The sequence below is a fragment of the Pseudomonas sp. 22526 genome (assembly GCF_052044735.1).
GTDB classification, from domain to species: Bacteria; Pseudomonadota; Gammaproteobacteria; order Pseudomonadales; family Pseudomonadaceae; genus Aquipseudomonas; species Aquipseudomonas piscium.
In genome coordinates this window covers 53,339-68,251 of record NZ_JBQENK010000013.1, presented here as the reverse complement: position 1 = coordinate 68,251, position 14,913 = coordinate 53,339, and the positions used below count along the sequence as shown (strand labels likewise).

Annotated in this window: 10 protein-coding genes; 3 read left to right on the top strand and 7 right to left on the bottom strand. The window is 66.8% G+C overall.

Annotated features, from left to right (window positions below):
- Positions 1-125: 125 nt before the first annotated feature.
- Together ACTJKT_RS20110 and bsrA are read right to left on the bottom strand one after the other, a co-directional pair.
- Positions 126-752, bottom strand: coding sequence for a thiol:disulfide interchange protein DsbA/DsbL (locus ACTJKT_RS20110; protein WP_440788289.1), 627 nt, complete (start codon positions 750-752; stop codon positions 126-128).
- Positions 753-873: 121 nt separating this feature from the next.
- The gene (gene bsrA / locus ACTJKT_RS20105; protein ID WP_440788288.1) at positions 874-1,815 is read right to left on the bottom strand and encodes a LysR family transcriptional regulator BsrA; all 942 of its coding nucleotides are present in this window, start codon (positions 1,813-1,815) and stop codon (positions 874-876) included.
- Between the two features lie 94 nt (positions 1,816-1,909).
- Here bsrA and ACTJKT_RS20100 point away from each other — a divergent pair, with 94 nt between their 5' ends.
- From ACTJKT_RS20100 to ACTJKT_RS20090, 3 genes are all read left to right on the top strand, one after another.
- Positions 1,910-3,079, top strand: a complete 1,170-nt coding sequence (locus tag ACTJKT_RS20100; protein WP_440788287.1) for an SRPBCC family protein — start codon at positions 1,910-1,912, stop codon at positions 3,077-3,079.
- Between the two features lie 25 nt (positions 3,080-3,104).
- On the top strand, positions 3,105-4,214 hold the full coding sequence (locus ACTJKT_RS20095; protein ID WP_440788286.1) for an SMP-30/gluconolactonase/LRE family protein: 1,110 nt from the start codon (positions 3,105-3,107) through the stop codon (positions 4,212-4,214).
- Between the two features lie 139 nt (positions 4,215-4,353).
- Positions 4,354-4,491: a PA0050 family protein gene (locus ACTJKT_RS20090; RefSeq protein WP_007932359.1), complete on the top strand. Its 138-nt coding sequence runs from the start codon at positions 4,354-4,356 to the stop codon at positions 4,489-4,491.
- Between the two features lie 172 nt (positions 4,492-4,663).
- Here ACTJKT_RS20090 and ACTJKT_RS20085 read toward each other — a convergent pair whose 3' ends face one another.
- From ACTJKT_RS20085 to ACTJKT_RS20065, 5 genes are all read right to left on the bottom strand, one after another.
- Complete coding sequence (locus tag ACTJKT_RS20085; protein ID WP_025804516.1) at positions 4,664-4,897, bottom strand: DUF465 domain-containing protein; 234 nt, start codon at positions 4,895-4,897, stop codon at positions 4,664-4,666.
- 200 nt (positions 4,898-5,097) lie between these two features.
- A complete protein-coding gene (locus tag ACTJKT_RS20080) occupies positions 5,098-7,758 on the bottom strand; it encodes an excinuclease ABC subunit A (RefSeq protein ID WP_440788285.1) in 2,661 nt (886 codons plus the stop codon).
- 279 nt (positions 7,759-8,037) lie between these two features.
- The gene (locus tag ACTJKT_RS20075) at positions 8,038-10,149 is read right to left on the bottom strand and encodes an ATP-binding protein (RefSeq protein ID WP_440788284.1); all 2,112 of its coding nucleotides are present in this window, start codon (positions 10,147-10,149) and stop codon (positions 8,038-8,040) included.
- 262 nt (positions 10,150-10,411) lie between these two features.
- A complete protein-coding gene (locus ACTJKT_RS20070) occupies positions 10,412-13,495 on the bottom strand; it encodes an error-prone DNA polymerase (protein WP_440788283.1) in 3,084 nt (1,027 codons plus the stop codon).
- Positions 13,492-14,907 carry a Y-family DNA polymerase gene (locus tag ACTJKT_RS20065; protein WP_440788282.1) on the bottom strand — a complete coding sequence of 472 codons (1,416 nt, stop codon included), beginning with the start codon at positions 14,905-14,907 and terminating at the stop codon, positions 13,492-13,494. The genes ACTJKT_RS20070 and ACTJKT_RS20065 overlap by 4 nt, the downstream gene beginning before the upstream one ends.
- Positions 14,908-14,913 lie beyond the last annotated feature (6 nt).

Sequence of the window (14,913 nt, the reverse complement as noted above, 5' to 3'; positions counted from 1 at the left end):
CTTCCCCTCTATGGCTGCGTGGCCTGCCATCAGCTTAGTGGCTGGACAAGGTCAGGCACAGCCATCAGGGCGGCAAGGGTATCGACGCCGCTACCGAACCAGGCAGGCTCGGTAGCGGCCAAGGCTTACTTCGCCGCCCGCACCTGGGCGATCAACTGGTCCGCCACCGCGAACAGGCCCTTGGCGCCATCGCTGGTCATGCCAAAGCGGTACTTGCCGTCCACCACCAGCGAGGGTACGCCGGTGACCTGGTAGGCCGCGGTGCGTTTTTTCGCGTCCATCACCTTGGCCTGCACGGCGAAGGAGCTGTAGGTGGCGAGGAACTTCGCCGGCTCGATGCCCTGCCCCTTGAGCAGCTCGGCCATGGCCTCGGGGGTCTTCAGGCGGTTGCCGCCGTGGATCGCCTCGAATACCGCGTGGTGCACTTCAGGCTTGGCGTCCATGGTCGCCAGGGTCAGGTACAGCTGGCCGTAGACATCCCAGATCCCGCCGAACATGGCCGGCAGCTTGACGAAGTTCACGTCTTCGGGAAGCTGGGCCGCCCAGGGGTTGATCGAGGCTTCGAGGTTGTAGCAGTGGCCGCAGCCGTAGGAAAACAGCTCCACCACTTCGATCTTGCCGGGCACGACCTGCGGCACGGCATCCTTGAGTTCCACGTACTGGCTGGCATCCACCGTTGCCATGGCGGTCTGCCCGGCCAGGCCAAAGAGGCAGCTGGCTGCCAGGGCAATATTCAGAATCGAGTGACGCATGCAATCTCCAATGGGTTGGCGCCTTTGAGTCAGCACTGCTGCTCATCAAGCGGGGCCCAAAGGATACAGGCGACATCCGCGATGCCAATCGGACTCGTCCCAATCTTTTGTTGGTTTTTTGTCATCGATGCCCGGACAGCTCCGACTGCCCCGCAAACCCGGCAGCCAGGGCGATGATCTCCTCGCGCAGCCAGCGATGCCCCGGCACCCGCTCCTGCTGGCGATGCCAGATCAGGCTGACCTGCACCGGCGGCGCCACCAGCGGCAGCTCGGCGATGCGGATCGGCATCAGCGCGCAGAAGTGCTCCGCCAGGCGCCGCGGCACGGTGCCCAGCAAGTCCGACTGGGCGACGATCAAGGGAATGCTCAGGTAATGCGGGACGAACAGCTGCACATGGCGCTGGACCTTGGCCGAACCGAGGACGATCTCCAGCGGCGAGCCGCGCCCACCGCGGTCCGGAATCGCCACGTGCTGGCTCTGCTCATAGGCCTTGAGGCTCAGCTGCGGCTCGAAGGCCGGGTGGTCGATACGGCCGATCACCACCAGCTGTTCTTCCAGCAGCGGCTGGTAGCAGAGGTCGGGGTCGTCGAAGTACAGGTAGTCCACCGCCAGGTCGAGCAGACCGGTGGTCAGCCACGCCGGCAGGGAATCGGCGGCATCGCTGCGCACCGCCAGGCGCACCTTGGGCGCGGCGCTTTGCAGGCGCCGCGACAACGCCGGCAACAGGCGCGCCTGGGCGTAGTCGTTCATCGACAGGCTAAAGGTCTGATCGGACGCCGCCGGGTCGAACTCGCTGCTCGGGTCCAGGCCTTCCTGCAACAGGCGCAACGCCTGGCGCACCGAACCGTGCAGCACATGGGCCCGAGGCGTGGGCTGCATGCCCCGGGCAGTGCGGATGAACAGCGGCTCGTCGAGCTGGCTGCGCAGGCGCGCCAGGGCGTTGCTCACGGCCGGCTGGCTGAGGTTCAGGCGCACCGCCGCGCGGGACAGGTTCTGCTCCTGCATCAGCGCGTCGAACACCAGCAGCAGGTTGAGATCCAGGTGGCGCAAGTTCAGCTTCATGAATAATGCCCATTCCGAATATCCATTAGCTGGATAATTCGAGCAGGACTAATCTTCTGTCAATAAGAACGACAAAACCCACAGGAGAACGGCCTTGAGGCAAACCACCCTGGCATTTCGCGAGCGTTACCGCGCCGCGGTTCATCCGCACTACAACCCCTGGCTGCACGGCGGTTTCGTGCTGGCCTACGGCATGGCGTGCATCGCCCTGCTGTGGAGCACCCTGCATCAGGTGCAGCCGCTGGAGTGGCTGGCGGTGCCGGTGGCGCTGCTGTTCTTCAACCTGTGCATCTACGTCGTGCACCGCTGGCTGGGCCACCACAAGCAGGCCTTCGCGCGGATGTTCTATGCCCGCCACAGCGGCGATCACCACAGCTTTTTCGTGCCTGGATACATGACCTACGACGGCCCCCGGGACTGGCGGGTGATCCTGTTCCCGGCCTGGCTGATCCTGGTCCACAGCCTGCTGTTCGCCCTACCGCTGTGGTGGCTGCTGCAGTTGTGGAATGCCAATGTCGCGGCGCTGTTCGCCAGCTGCACCCTGATCGGCTACCTGGCCTACGAAGTGTTCCATGCCTGCGAACACTTGCCGGCCGAGCACCCGTTGGCGCGGCTGCCGTGGATCCGCCAGATGCGCCGCCTGCATGAGCTGCATCACCGTCGCGAGCTGATGCAGGAGCGCAATTTCAACATTGTCCTGCCGCTGATGGATTACCTGTTCGGCACCCTGTACTGGGAGCCGGAACCCGCTGACGCCTCTCTATCGACAAGGTCCTCGTCCATGACCCGCATGCAGCATCAGATCGATATTCCGCGCAACCCGGTAGCCCTGCTCGACTACGCCAGCGCCTCCAGCCGCTGGCCGGAGTGGCACCCGTCGTCGCTGAAGGTCCAGGGTCCGGCCGGGGCCCTGCCCGCCGGCGCGCGGTTCGAGGAAGACATCCACGCCGGCGGGCGCAGCGGGCACCTGAGCTGGAGGGTCGATGAGTACCTGCCGGGGCATCGCTGGCGTGCCTCGGCCCAGGGCGATCATGGCCTGCAGCTGGTGGTGACCTACGAGTGCCAGGCACTGGACGCCCATCACACGCGGTTTATCCGCACCCTGGAATACCGCTTCGACGGCCTGCTGATGCGCCTGGGCAATCGCCTGTTATTCAGAAGGCGGATAGAACGGGAGTCCGCCGACTCCCTGCTAGCCTTATGCGAAATGGCGCAACGGGCAATTCCCCTGGGCGCCGGCGTCGCACCACAGAGTGTGACCTGAACCCATCACCCAGGAGCCGCCATCGATGAAGCCAGTCGCACCCCGTCGGATCAAGTTTCGCCATCTGCTGCTGGTCGTGATCATCGCCATCGGCGCCTTTCTGCTGCTGATGCCGACCAAGGTCCAGCCATTGGCCTGGACCCCGCCGGTGGCGCCTTCGCTGAAGAGCGGCCTGTACGCCGAGAACCAGAAGCTCAAGGGCCTGCAGAGGGTGGGCGCGCTGAATATCGACGGGCCGGAAGCCCTGTTGCTGGAAAACGGCTCGCTGATCAGCGGCCTGCATGACGGGCGGGTGATCCGCACCGCCCTGGACGGCAGCACCCTGCAGGTACTGGCCAATACCGGCGGACGCCCCCTGGGCCTGGCCCGGCATCCGGATGGCCGGCTGATCATCGCCGACGCGGTCAAGGGCCTGCTGGCGCTGGACGCCAAGGGCCAGTTGAGCACCCTGGCTACTTCCGCCAACGGCCTGCCCTTCGGTTTTACCGACGACGTGGCGGTTGACGCCGCCGGGCGTTATGCCTACTTCAGCGACGCCACCAGCCGCTGGGGCTACGGCCAGGATGGCGAGGCGGTGATCGAGCACGGCGGCGACGGTCGCCTGCTGCGTTATGACTTCCAGACCGGCCAGACCGAACAGTTGCTGGATAGCCTGGAGTTCGCCAACGGCATCGCCCTCGGGCCCCGGGAAGCCTATGTGCTGGTCAACGAAACCGGCGCCTACCGGATCAGCCGCTACTGGCTCAGCGGCGCCAAGGCCGGCACCCGCGACCTGTTCATCGACAACCTGCCGGGGCTGCCGGACAACCTCAGTTTCAACGGCCAGGGGCGTTTCTGGGTGGCGCTCTACGCCCCGCGCAATGTCCTGCTGGACGGCACCGCGCCCTACCCGCTGGTGCGCAAGATGATCGTCCGCGCCATGACCCTGCTGCCCAAGCCGGTGGAAAAACGCGGCTTCGTCCTGGGCCTGGATACCCAGGGCCAGGTCATCGCCAACCTGCAGGACGCCAGCGCCGGCAACTACGCGCCCATCACCACGGTGCGCGAATACGGCGACGCCCTGTACTTCGGCTCGCTCAAGGCCACGCACATGGCGCGCCTGCCGCTGAGCGTCGCCCTGGCGAAGGCGCCTTGATGCGGTAGCGACACGGGCACAGGCATGGTTGCCAGATTCTGATCTAAGCTCTCCCGCGCGGCGCCGTCAGGCGCCCCACCATGGAACGACAAACAATCGAACCCGATTGATTCCCATCACATTGAGAGTGGATCCCCCCATGAAAATCAAAATCCTCCTGGCTTCCCTGCTGCTCACTTCATCCCTGTCGGCGCTGGCCGCATGCCCGGTGTTCGGACCGTCCGAGGATCCCTGCGCAGGCCCGGTATTCGGCCCGAGCACCTGCGAGTGCCCTTGAGGCAGGCGCTGAAACAGGCGCGCCCGCCCCTCGGGCGCGTCTCGCCAAGCGTGCGGGTGGAGACAGGGGAATAAATACGCAACCGGCAGGCAGAGCAGCGATGCTCTTGATTGCATAGAACCTGGCGAGACGCCCGAAGCTTCGGGACATCTCGCTCAGGACAGGGTCGGGGTCAGAAGCGGGCAGTCAGCTTCTCGGAAATTTCATCCTTGATCAGCAACCGCTTTTCCTTGAGTCGTTTCAACTCCTCGTCAGCGGCCGCCGCGGCCTCCGCTTTGAGCACCTGATCATCAATGGTGGAGTATTTATCGAACAAGGCATTCAAGTGCGGGTCATTGGCCCGACGCTGTTGAATGTCTTCTTTGCTGTAGCTCAGGTCCTGATACAGGTCATGGGGCACCGGCATGAAACACCTCCGTTTGTTGATCGGTAGCAAGCGCACTTACAGGCGCTCGCCAGTTACCAGAATGATCTCGACCACCGCTGTCTGTCGACCATCAATCAGACCACAGCGCTAACCGTTCGTCGCCTTCAGCGGCATAGCCCGCGACCAAGCGTCTGCCCCCACAACCCGCCATGACCGAAGCCCCGCAGCGGGCGCCGCGCTCACCCCAGGGCCTGGGCCAGAAACGGCGCAGTGCGACTCTTGCGGTGCCTGGCCACTTGCTGCGGGGTACCGCTGACCACCACTTTGCCGCCCTGGTCGCCGGCGCCCGGGCCGATATCGATCACCCAGTCGGCCTGGGCCACCACGCGCATTTCGTGCTCGACCACCACTACGCTGTGGCCGGCCCGCACCAGGTTGTCCAGTTGTTCCAGCAGGCGATCGACATCCCGCGGATGCAGGCCGGTGGTCGGCTCGTCCAGCACATACAGGGTGGCGCCGCGGGGGTTGCGCTGCAGCTCGGTGGCCAGTTTGATCCGCTGCGCTTCGCCGCCCGACAGCTCGGTGGCCGGCTGGCCGAGGCGCAGGTAACCCAGGCCGATATCGCGCAAGACTTCCAGGGAACGGCGGACGCTCGCCTGCTCGGCGAACACCTCGACCGCCTCCTGCACCCTCAGTTGCAGGACCTGGGCGATGTTCAGGCCTTGCCACTCGATGGCCAGGGTCTGCGGGTTGTAGCGCGCGCCGTGGCAGGTCGGGCACGGTGCATAGACGCTGGGCATGAACAGCAATTCGACGCTGACAAAACCTTCGCCTTCGCAGGCCGGGCAGCGGCCCTTGGCGACGTTGAAGGAGAACTGCCCGGCGTCGTAGCCCAGGGCGCGCGCCTCGGGGGTGGCGGCGAACAGCTTGCGCACCTGGTCGAACAGCCCGGTGTAGGTCGCCAGGTTCGAGCGCGGGGTGCGGCCGATGGGTTTCTGGTCCACCTGCACCAGGCGCTTGATCCGCTCCAGCCCGGCGGTGACTTCGCCGCTGCTGGCCTGCGGGGCGTCGTCTTCCAGGTTCAGCTCTTCCGGCTCTTCGTTGCTCTGCGGCCGCCCGAGGTGCGCGCCCACCAGTTCCAGCAACGCCTGGCTGACCAGGCTCGACTTGCCGGAACCCGACACCCCGGTCACCGCGGTAAAGCAACCGAGAGGGAATTCCGCGCTCAGGTCATTCAGGTTGTTGCGGCTGATGCCTTCCAGGCGCAGCCAACCCTGGGCCTGGCGCGCGGTGCGGCGGGCCGGCGCCTGCTCGGCGAACAGGTAGGCACGGGTCTGCGACTCCGCGACCTCGGCCAGCCCCGCCGGCGGACCGCTGTACAGCACCTGGCCGCCCTGCTCGCCCGCCGCCGGGCCGACGTCGATCAGCCAGTCGGCCCGGCGCATGGTCTGCAGGTCGTGCTCGACCACGAACAGCGAGTTGCCCGAAGCCTTGAGCTGCTGCAAGGCCTCGAACAACGCTTCGGCGTCCGCCGGATGCAGGCCCGCCGAAGGCTCGTCGAGCACGTAGATCACCCCGAACAACTGCGAACCCAGCTGGGTCGCCAGGCGCAGGCGCTGCAACTCGCCGGACGACAGGGTCGGCGTACTGCGCTCCAGGGCCAGGTAACCCAGGCCCAGGCCGGTCAGGGTGCTGACCCGCTCCAGCAGGTCCTGGGCGATGCGTTGCGCGGCCAGGCGTTTTTCCAGGGACAGGTTCGGCGTGTGCCGCACATCCGGCCCTCCGACATGCCCCGGCGCGCCCTGGGCGATCCGCTGCTTGCGCGCGGCCTGGGTCTGTTCGTGGCTCCAGACCTCGCCGGCCTCCTCGGCCTGTTCCAAGTAAGCCTGGGCGGCCACCGGCTTGAGCACCTCGGCCAGTTGCAGCAGGGGCATCTGCGACAGCTCGCCGATGTCGAGGCCGGCGAAGGTCACCGACAGCGCTTCGCGCTTCAGGCGCTTGCCCTCGCACAGCGGGCACGGGCTGCCAAGCATGAACTGCGACACGCGCTTTTTCATCAGCGCACTTTGCGAATGGGTGAAGGTGTGCAGCACATAGCGCCGGGCCCCGCTGAAGGTGCCCATGTAGCTCGGCTCCTGCTTGCGCTTGAGGGCCTCGCGGGTCTGCTCCGGGGTCAACCCGGCGTACACCGGCACGGTGGGGGTTTCTTCGGTGAACAGGATCCAGTCGCGCTGTTCTTTAGGCAGGTCGCGCCAGGGGATATCGACGTCGTAGCCCAGGGTCACGAGGATGTCGCGCTGGTTCTGCCCCTGCCAGGCCAGGGGCCAGGACGCCACTGCGCGCTGGCGGATGGTCAGCGACGGATCCGGGACCATGGACGCCTCGCTGACCTCGTAGACCCGGCCCAGGCCGTGGCAGTTGGGGCAGGCGCCCTGCGGGGTGTTGGGCGAGAAGTCTTCGGCGTAGAGCATCGGCTGCCCCGGCGGGTAGCTGCCGGCCCGGGAATAGAGCATGCGGATCAGGCTGGACAAGGTGGTGACGCTGCCCACCGAAGAGCGGGTGCTTGGCGTGCCGCGCTGCTGTTGCAGGGCCACCGCCGGCGGCAGGCCTTCGATGGCGTCGACATCCGGCACCCCGACCTGATCGATCAGGCGCCGGGCGTAAGGCGCCACCGATTCGAAATAGCGACGCTGGGCCTCGGCATACAGGGTCGAGAACGCCAGGGACGATTTGCCGGAGCCGGAGACCCCGGTGAACACCACCAGCGCATCGCGGGGAATATCCACGTCGACGTTGCGCAGGTTGTGTTCGCGGGCGCCGCGCACCCTGACAAAACCCGAGCTGTGCGCTGGCAAGGAAGACAGAACCTGGGGCGAAGGCGTATTGCGCGCTGAAGTCATGGGACAGCCTTGTATCTGAGGTGTCGGGACGAGATTGCAAGTCAGAGAGCCCCACGGCGCCAGCACCGGCGACAGGCAGCCACCCGACCGAGATGCAGGGTGCATGGGCTCGGGATTTTGAGCAACCGTGGATGTCGAACGTTCAATGCCAGGATCAGTCAAGGACGATGGTGGGGCTACTGTAGGAGCGAGCTTGCTCGCGATGGACCTGAGAACGCCGCGCGTTCATCCAGTCAACATCGGCCCCGGGCGGGCTTTTTCCGCGAGGTGCTTGCGGCCTCACGCCTCCAGCACCGACCTGACCATGGCGGTCAGGGCGTCCGGGCTGTAAGGCTTGCTCAACAGGTGGGTGTCCGGGCTGAGCTGGTGATTGCAGGAAATGATGTCGCGGGTATGCCCCGAGGTGAACAGCACCGCCACGGCCGGCGACTGGGTCTTGGCCCAGAGCGCCAGGTCGGTACTTTTGATCAGGCCGGGCATCACCACATCGGTGAAGATCAGCTCGACCCGGGCGCCGTTCAGCAGCAGTTGCATGGCCGCATCGCCATTGGCCGCCACCAGCACCTTGTAGCCGGCGTGCTCCAGCAACTCGACCGCTGCCGCGCGGACGTCCTCGTTGTCCTCCACCACCAGGATGGTTTCCTGGCCATGGCCAGGCCGCTGTCCACGCCGGGGCGCCTCTCCCGGCTCAGGTTCGGTACTGCGGACAAAATACATGCGCACCGTGGTGCCCTGCCCCGGCGCGCTGAGCATCTCGATATGGCCGCCGCTCTGCTTGACGAAACCGAACACCATGCTCAGCCCCAGCCCGGTGCCCAGGCCGTCGCGCTTGGTGGTGAAGAACGGCTCGAACGCCTGCTTGAGCACCTCGGGGGGCATGCCGTCGCCGGTATCGGCCACCGACAGGCACAGGTAGTCGCCGGCGGTGATGCCCTTGCCGGCACAGAACCCGCGGTCGAGCACCAGGTTTTCGCCACGGATGCCGATGGTGCCTTCGCCCTTCATGGCATCGCGGGCGTTGATCGCCAGGTTGAGCAAGGCGTTTTCCAGCTGGCCGCGATCGACCTTGATGCACCAGGGCTTCGCAGGCAGCTGCACGTCGATATCGATGGTCTCGCCAAGGGCCCGTTGCAGCAGCTCACCCAGGCTGTCGGGGATCCGGCACGGGTTGTAGACCTCGGGCGACAGCGGCTGGCGCCGGGCGAACGCGAGCAGTTGCGCGGACAGCTTGGCGCCGCGCTCGACCGCAGTAATGGCCGCGCCGACCCGGCGCTGCACATTGGCATTGTCCGGCTCATGGCGCGCCAGCAGGTGCAGGTTGCCAGCGATCACTTGCAGCAGATTGTTGAAGTCGTGGGCCACGCCACCGGTCATGCCGCCAATGGCTTCGAGCTTCTGCGACTGGCGCAACTGCTCCTCGGCCGAGACCCGTGCGTTGACCTCCTCGGCCACCCGCTGCTCGAGGTTGCGCGTAAGTTGCAGCAGCGATTCTTCGGCCATCTTGCGTTCGTGGATATCGATCAGCACGCCGGGAAAGCGCAAGGCCTGTCCCGCCTCGTCGAACTCGCAACGGCCACAACCCATGACCCACAGGTAACTGCCGTCCGCCCGACGGATACGGTATTCGCTGTTGTAGGGCACGCCCTGTTGCAGGCTGTAGGCCAGCTGTTCCTTGATCCGCGGCAGGTCCTCGGGGTGCACCCGGCTGTCGGCGACCGCCATCGACAGGTCGTCCAGCGGCTGCTCCAGCGGATAGGAAAAGGTCCGGGCAAAACGCTCGTCGCCCGACAGCCGATCGGCCTTGATGTCCCAGACAAAGGAGCCCAGCAACGCCCCGGCATTGAGCGCCAGCTGCACCCGTTCGTTTTCCGCGCGGTAGGCGTTCTCGACTTCCTGGCGGCGTTGCTCGGACAGCACGTGGGCGGTGGTCTCGACCACGATCGCCATGACCCCGGCCGGCGCCTGGTCGTCGCCAGCCACCGGGCTGTAGTAGAGGTCCATCCAGACAGGTTCCGGCTGGCCGTTGCGCAGCAGCACCAGCTCCTTGTTGCGGTACGACAGGGTCCCGCCCGCCAGGCAGGTGTCCAGCACATGGCGGTTGAAATCCGCCACCTCCGGCCAGCCCAACTCTACCTGGCGGCCGAGCAGGTACGGATGGCGGCCGCCGGCGAATTCGGCGTAGGCATCGTTGTAGATCATGTAGCCTGAGCGGCCCCAGAGCAGAACCAGGGGTACCGGCGAAGCCAGCAGCAGTTGCACCGCGCTGCACAGGCTCGACGACCAGTGCTCCAACGCCCCCAGCTCGGTGACGGACCAGTCGAACGCCTGGATGCGTCCGGCCATCTCGCCTTTCCAGCCCAGGCAACCATGAGGATCGGATAAGAACGGCATCGCTTGACCCAGTGAACATGGATTGAATGACGACACTCTCGGCCCGCGACCCGAACGCCACGGACAGGTACTCAAGGTTTGGAGCACAGGCCACACGGATGGTTTCACCGCATTTCCACGATTGTAGGACAAATCCCCATCATGCCGGACAGCCCGCCTGGATCTGTAGCCGCTGCCGCAGGCTGCGATAAGGCCGAAGGCCTTCAGCGATCTTGAGACCTTTACCGCCGCTCTCCGAACGCGGCCCGCGGCAGCGGCTACATCAGTGGAAATCCCGGCTGCGGATGGTGATACCGCTGAGCAGCTCGCTGAGGTCGCTCAGGCGGCCGGCGATCAGGTGGCGGACCTCGCCTTCGGTTTCCAGGGTGCCGTCGACCTTGAGCAACTGCGCGCCGACCAGGACCTTGCGCTGGCGCTCGGCCAGGTCGCGCCAGACCACCACATTGACGTTGCCGAACTCGTCTTCCAGGGTGACGAAGGTCACGCCACTGGCGGTGCCCGGCCGCTGGCGCCCGGTGACCAGCCCGGCGATGCTGACCGGGCGCCCGTGCTCGACCTCCAGCAGTTCGCGGGAACTGCGACAGCGCCGGGCCTTGAGTTCGTCCCGCAGCAAGGCCAGCGGATGGGGCCCGAGGGTGGTGCCGAGGCTCAGGTAGTCGGCCTGCAGGTCTTCGCCGACCGTCGGCCGCGGCAAGACCACCGGCGCTTCCTCCTGGCGCGGCAGGCCGGCGAACAGGCCGAGCTGTTGCTGAACCCCCGCCACTTCCCAGCGCGCCCGATGCCGATGCCCGGCCAACCCACGCAGGGCGCCGGAGTCGGCCAGCAGTTCCTGGGCGCGGCTGTCGAGGCACGCCCGTTGCCCGAGGTCGGCGATGTCGATAAACGGGCCGCCCTGGCGCGCCGCCTCGATCCGCCGCGCATCGTCTTCGCGAAAGCCCTTGATCATCCGCAGCCCCAGGCGCAACGCCGGCTGCGCGCCGGCCAGCGGTTCCAGGCTGCAATCCCAGGCGCTGGCGCGCACGTCCACCGGACGAATCGCCAGATGGTGCCGGCGCGCGTCCTGGAGAATCTGGTCGGGGCTGTAGAAGCCCATGGGCCAGCTGTTGATCAGGGCACAGGCGAAGGCCGCCGGCTCGTGGCATTTGAGCCAGCAGCTGGCATAGGTCAGCAAGGCGAAACTGGCAGCGTGGGATTCGGGGAAACCGTAGCTGCCGAAGCCCTTGATCTGCTCGAAGATCTGCGCGGCGAATTCGTCGCTGTAGCCATTGGCGCGCATGCCGTCGCGCAGGCGCAGGCGATGGGGCTCCAGGCCGCCGTGGCGTTTCCAGGCGGCCATGGAGCGACGCAACTGGTCGGCCTCGCCGGGGGTGTAGTCGGCGGCGACAATGGCGATCTGCATCACCTGCTCCTGGAACAGCGGCACGCCCAGGGTTCGCTGCAGCACCTCTTTCAGCTCCGCAGAGGGATAGGTCACCTTCTCCTTTTTGTCCCGCCGACGCAGATACGGATGGACCATGCCGCCCTGGATCGGACCCGGCCGGACAATGGCCACCTCGATCACCAGGTCGTAGAAATCCTTTGGCTTGAGCCGGGGCAGCATCGACATCTGCGCCCGCGATTCGATCTGGAACACGCCGATGGTGTCGGCGCGGCCGATCATCTCGTAGGTGGCCGGGTCCTCGGCGGGGATGCTGGCCAGGCTTAGCCGCTGGTCCCGATAGCCATGGATCAGGTCGAAACAGCGGCGAATCGCGCTGAGCATGCCCAGCGCCAGCACATCCACCTTGAGCAGCCCGACCGCGTCCAGGTCGTCCTTGTCCCACTGGATGATGGTGCGCTCGGCCATGGCCGCGTTTTCCACCGGCACCAGGGTGTCCAGCGGCTGTTCGGAAATCACGAAGCCGCCGGGGTGCTGGGACAGGTGCCGGGGAAAGCCGATCAGTTGCCCGGTCAGGCTCAGGACCCGGCGCAGCACCGGGCTGTCGGGGTCGAAACCGGCCTCCAGCAGACGCTCGACGGCCGGCGGAGTATCGCTCCAATGGCCGCAGCAGTCGGCCAGGGCATTGACCTGGTCCGGCGGCAGGCCCAGGGCCTTGGCCACATCGCGCACCGCGCCGGCGCCGTGGTAGGTGCTGACCACCGCGGTCAGCGCGGCGCGATGGCGGCCGTAACGCTGGAACACGTACTGCAGGACTTCCTCGCGGCGTTCGTGCTCGAAGTCCACGTCGATATCCGGCGGCTCGTTGCGCTCGCGGGAGAGAAAACGCTCGAACAACAGGGTCGAGCGGTCCGGGTCGATCTCGGTGATGCCCAGGGCGAAACACACCGCCGAGTTGGCCGCCGAGCCCCGGCCCTGGCAGAGGATCGACTGGCTGCGGGCAAAACTGACGATGTCGTGCACTGTGAGGAAATAGCTCTCGTACCCCAGCTCGGCGATCAGTTCCAGCTCATCGTCGATCTGCTTGAGCACCTTGGGCTTGGCGCCCCCGGGCCAGCGCTTGACGATGCCGCGCTCGGTCAGCTCACGCAGCCAGCTGGTGGGCGTCTGGCCTTGGGGCACCAGCTCCCGCGGGTATTGGTAGTGCAGCTGGCCGAGGTCGAACTGGCAGCGCTCCGCGATCCTCAGCGACTCCTCCAACAGAGCCGGCGGATACAGCCCCTGCAACGCCTCGAGACTGCGCAAATGCCGCTCGCCATTGGGGTGCAGGCGCTGGCCGGCCTCGGCCACCCGCACGTGATGGCGGATCGCGGTCATGGTGTCCTGCAAGGCCCGGCGCCCACGCACATGCATATGCACATCGCCGCAGGCCACGGCGGCAATACCCAGTTCCCGGGCCAGCGCCAGCAGCTCGCCCAGGCGCCGCTGATCGTCCTGGCCGCAGTGCAACTCCACGGCCAGCCACAGCCGGTCGGCGAACACCTGTTGCAGCCAGCGCCCGGCCTCTTGCTGCTCGCTCTGTGGCTGAGCGTCCGCCAGCCACAGGGCCAACAGCCCCGGCAAGGGTTGCTCGAAGTCTTCCCGCAGCAACTGGTACTGGCCCTTCTGCGCCCGGCGCCGGCCACGGGTGATCAGCCGGCACAGGCCCTGGTAACCCTCCAGGTTCTCCACCAGCAGCACCAGCTTCGGGCCGTCGTCGAGGCGCATTTCACTGCCGACGATCAGCGCTAGGTTGCAGTCCTTCGAGGCCTGCCAGGCACGGACGATGCCGGCCAGGCTGCACTCGTCGGTAATCGCCAGGGCCTGGTAGCCCTGGGCTGCCGCCCGCTCGAACAGCTCGCGGGCACTGGAGGCACCGCGCTGGAAACTGAAGTTCGACAGGCAGTGCAGTTCGGCGTAGCCCTTCATGCGAACCAGCCCTGCAACAGCAAGGGCCCCGCCTCGCCCACCGGGCGATACGCCCAGCCCTGCTGGCCGCCGCGGGTCTCGATCAGGTAATAGTCGCGGCGCACGTCACCGCCGTCCCACCAGCCGGACTCGATGCGTTCCGGCCCCATAAGGATGCGCGCCGCCCCCTCCGACAGCGCCAGCGGCTCGCGCAACAGCCAGCCCGGGCGCCGGGGCCCGGGCAGCAGCGGGCTGGCCTGGCTGTCGCCGAGCGGCTGCCAGCTGCATTCGGGACGGTGGTCAGAGTGGAAACGCAAGCCATGCACCGCCTCGTCCCCCAGGCGGGCCCGCAGGCGCTCGCGCAACTGCTCCCAGGGCAAGGACTGCTGCGGACGCTCGTCGAACAATTCGCGGTTCTGCGGCACGAAGCGCGGCAAATCCTCGGCCACCAGGCGCACGCCACGCACCGGCGCCGGTACCTGGACCTGCTCCAGGCGCCCGCGCGCCAGTTCGAACAGCATCCCCGGCTCGCGTTCGGCGCTGAGCAGGCCGACCTTGATCAGGCTGTCGGGCAACTCGACATGTTCCAGGTGCAGGTCGAAGCGCTGCACCCCGCTGTCACGGCCACAGAGAAACGCCGCCAGATCGCTGGTCAGCCGGCGCAGGGGAAACAGCAGGGCCTGATGGGACAGCACGTCGAAATTCAATTCGATGCGCAGGTCGAAACGGTCCGGCGGCTGATAGAACGCCAGCGCCAGGGAGCGCTCGCCCAAAAGAGTATCCAGGTGCTTGAGCAGGCCCGCATCGAAACGCCGGGCCAGGGTGTCCCGGGGCAGCCCGCGAACCTGGGCGAAAGTGCGCAGGCCCATGCGCGACAGGGCCGTGGCCGCGCCCGGCGGCAGGCCGAGACGCTCCACGGGCATGCCCCCCAGGGCCTGGCGCAATTGTTCCAGGTCGGTCACCGCCAGCCCGTCGTAGGCATTGGCCAGCACCCGGGCCGCCGCCGGATTCGGCGCGCTGACGATGCGGTGGCGAAAGCCCAGCGCGCTCAGCTCCTGGCGCAGGCGCGCCTCCAGCTGTGGCCAGGGGCCGAACAGGCCCAGGCTCGACTCGATCTCGAACACCAGGGTGCGCGGGTAATGAAGGCTGACCTGGGAACTGAAGCGGTAGGCCCAGGCCGCGAGAAACTGCTGCCAATGGGCGATCTCGTCGGCGTCGTATTCGGCGCTGGCGAAGTTCTTGCTCAGGGCCTGGGCGGCGGTCAACGACTGCCCGGGCCGCAACCCCAGCTCACGGGCGGCGGCATTCACCGCCTGGATCACCCGGCGCTGCGGCGTCCCGCTGAGCAGCGCCAGCGCAGCATCCGGCTCGGGGCGCTGGCGCAGCGCCGCGTCCAGCGCCAATTGCGGGAACAGAATACAGACCCAGCGCATGGCAAC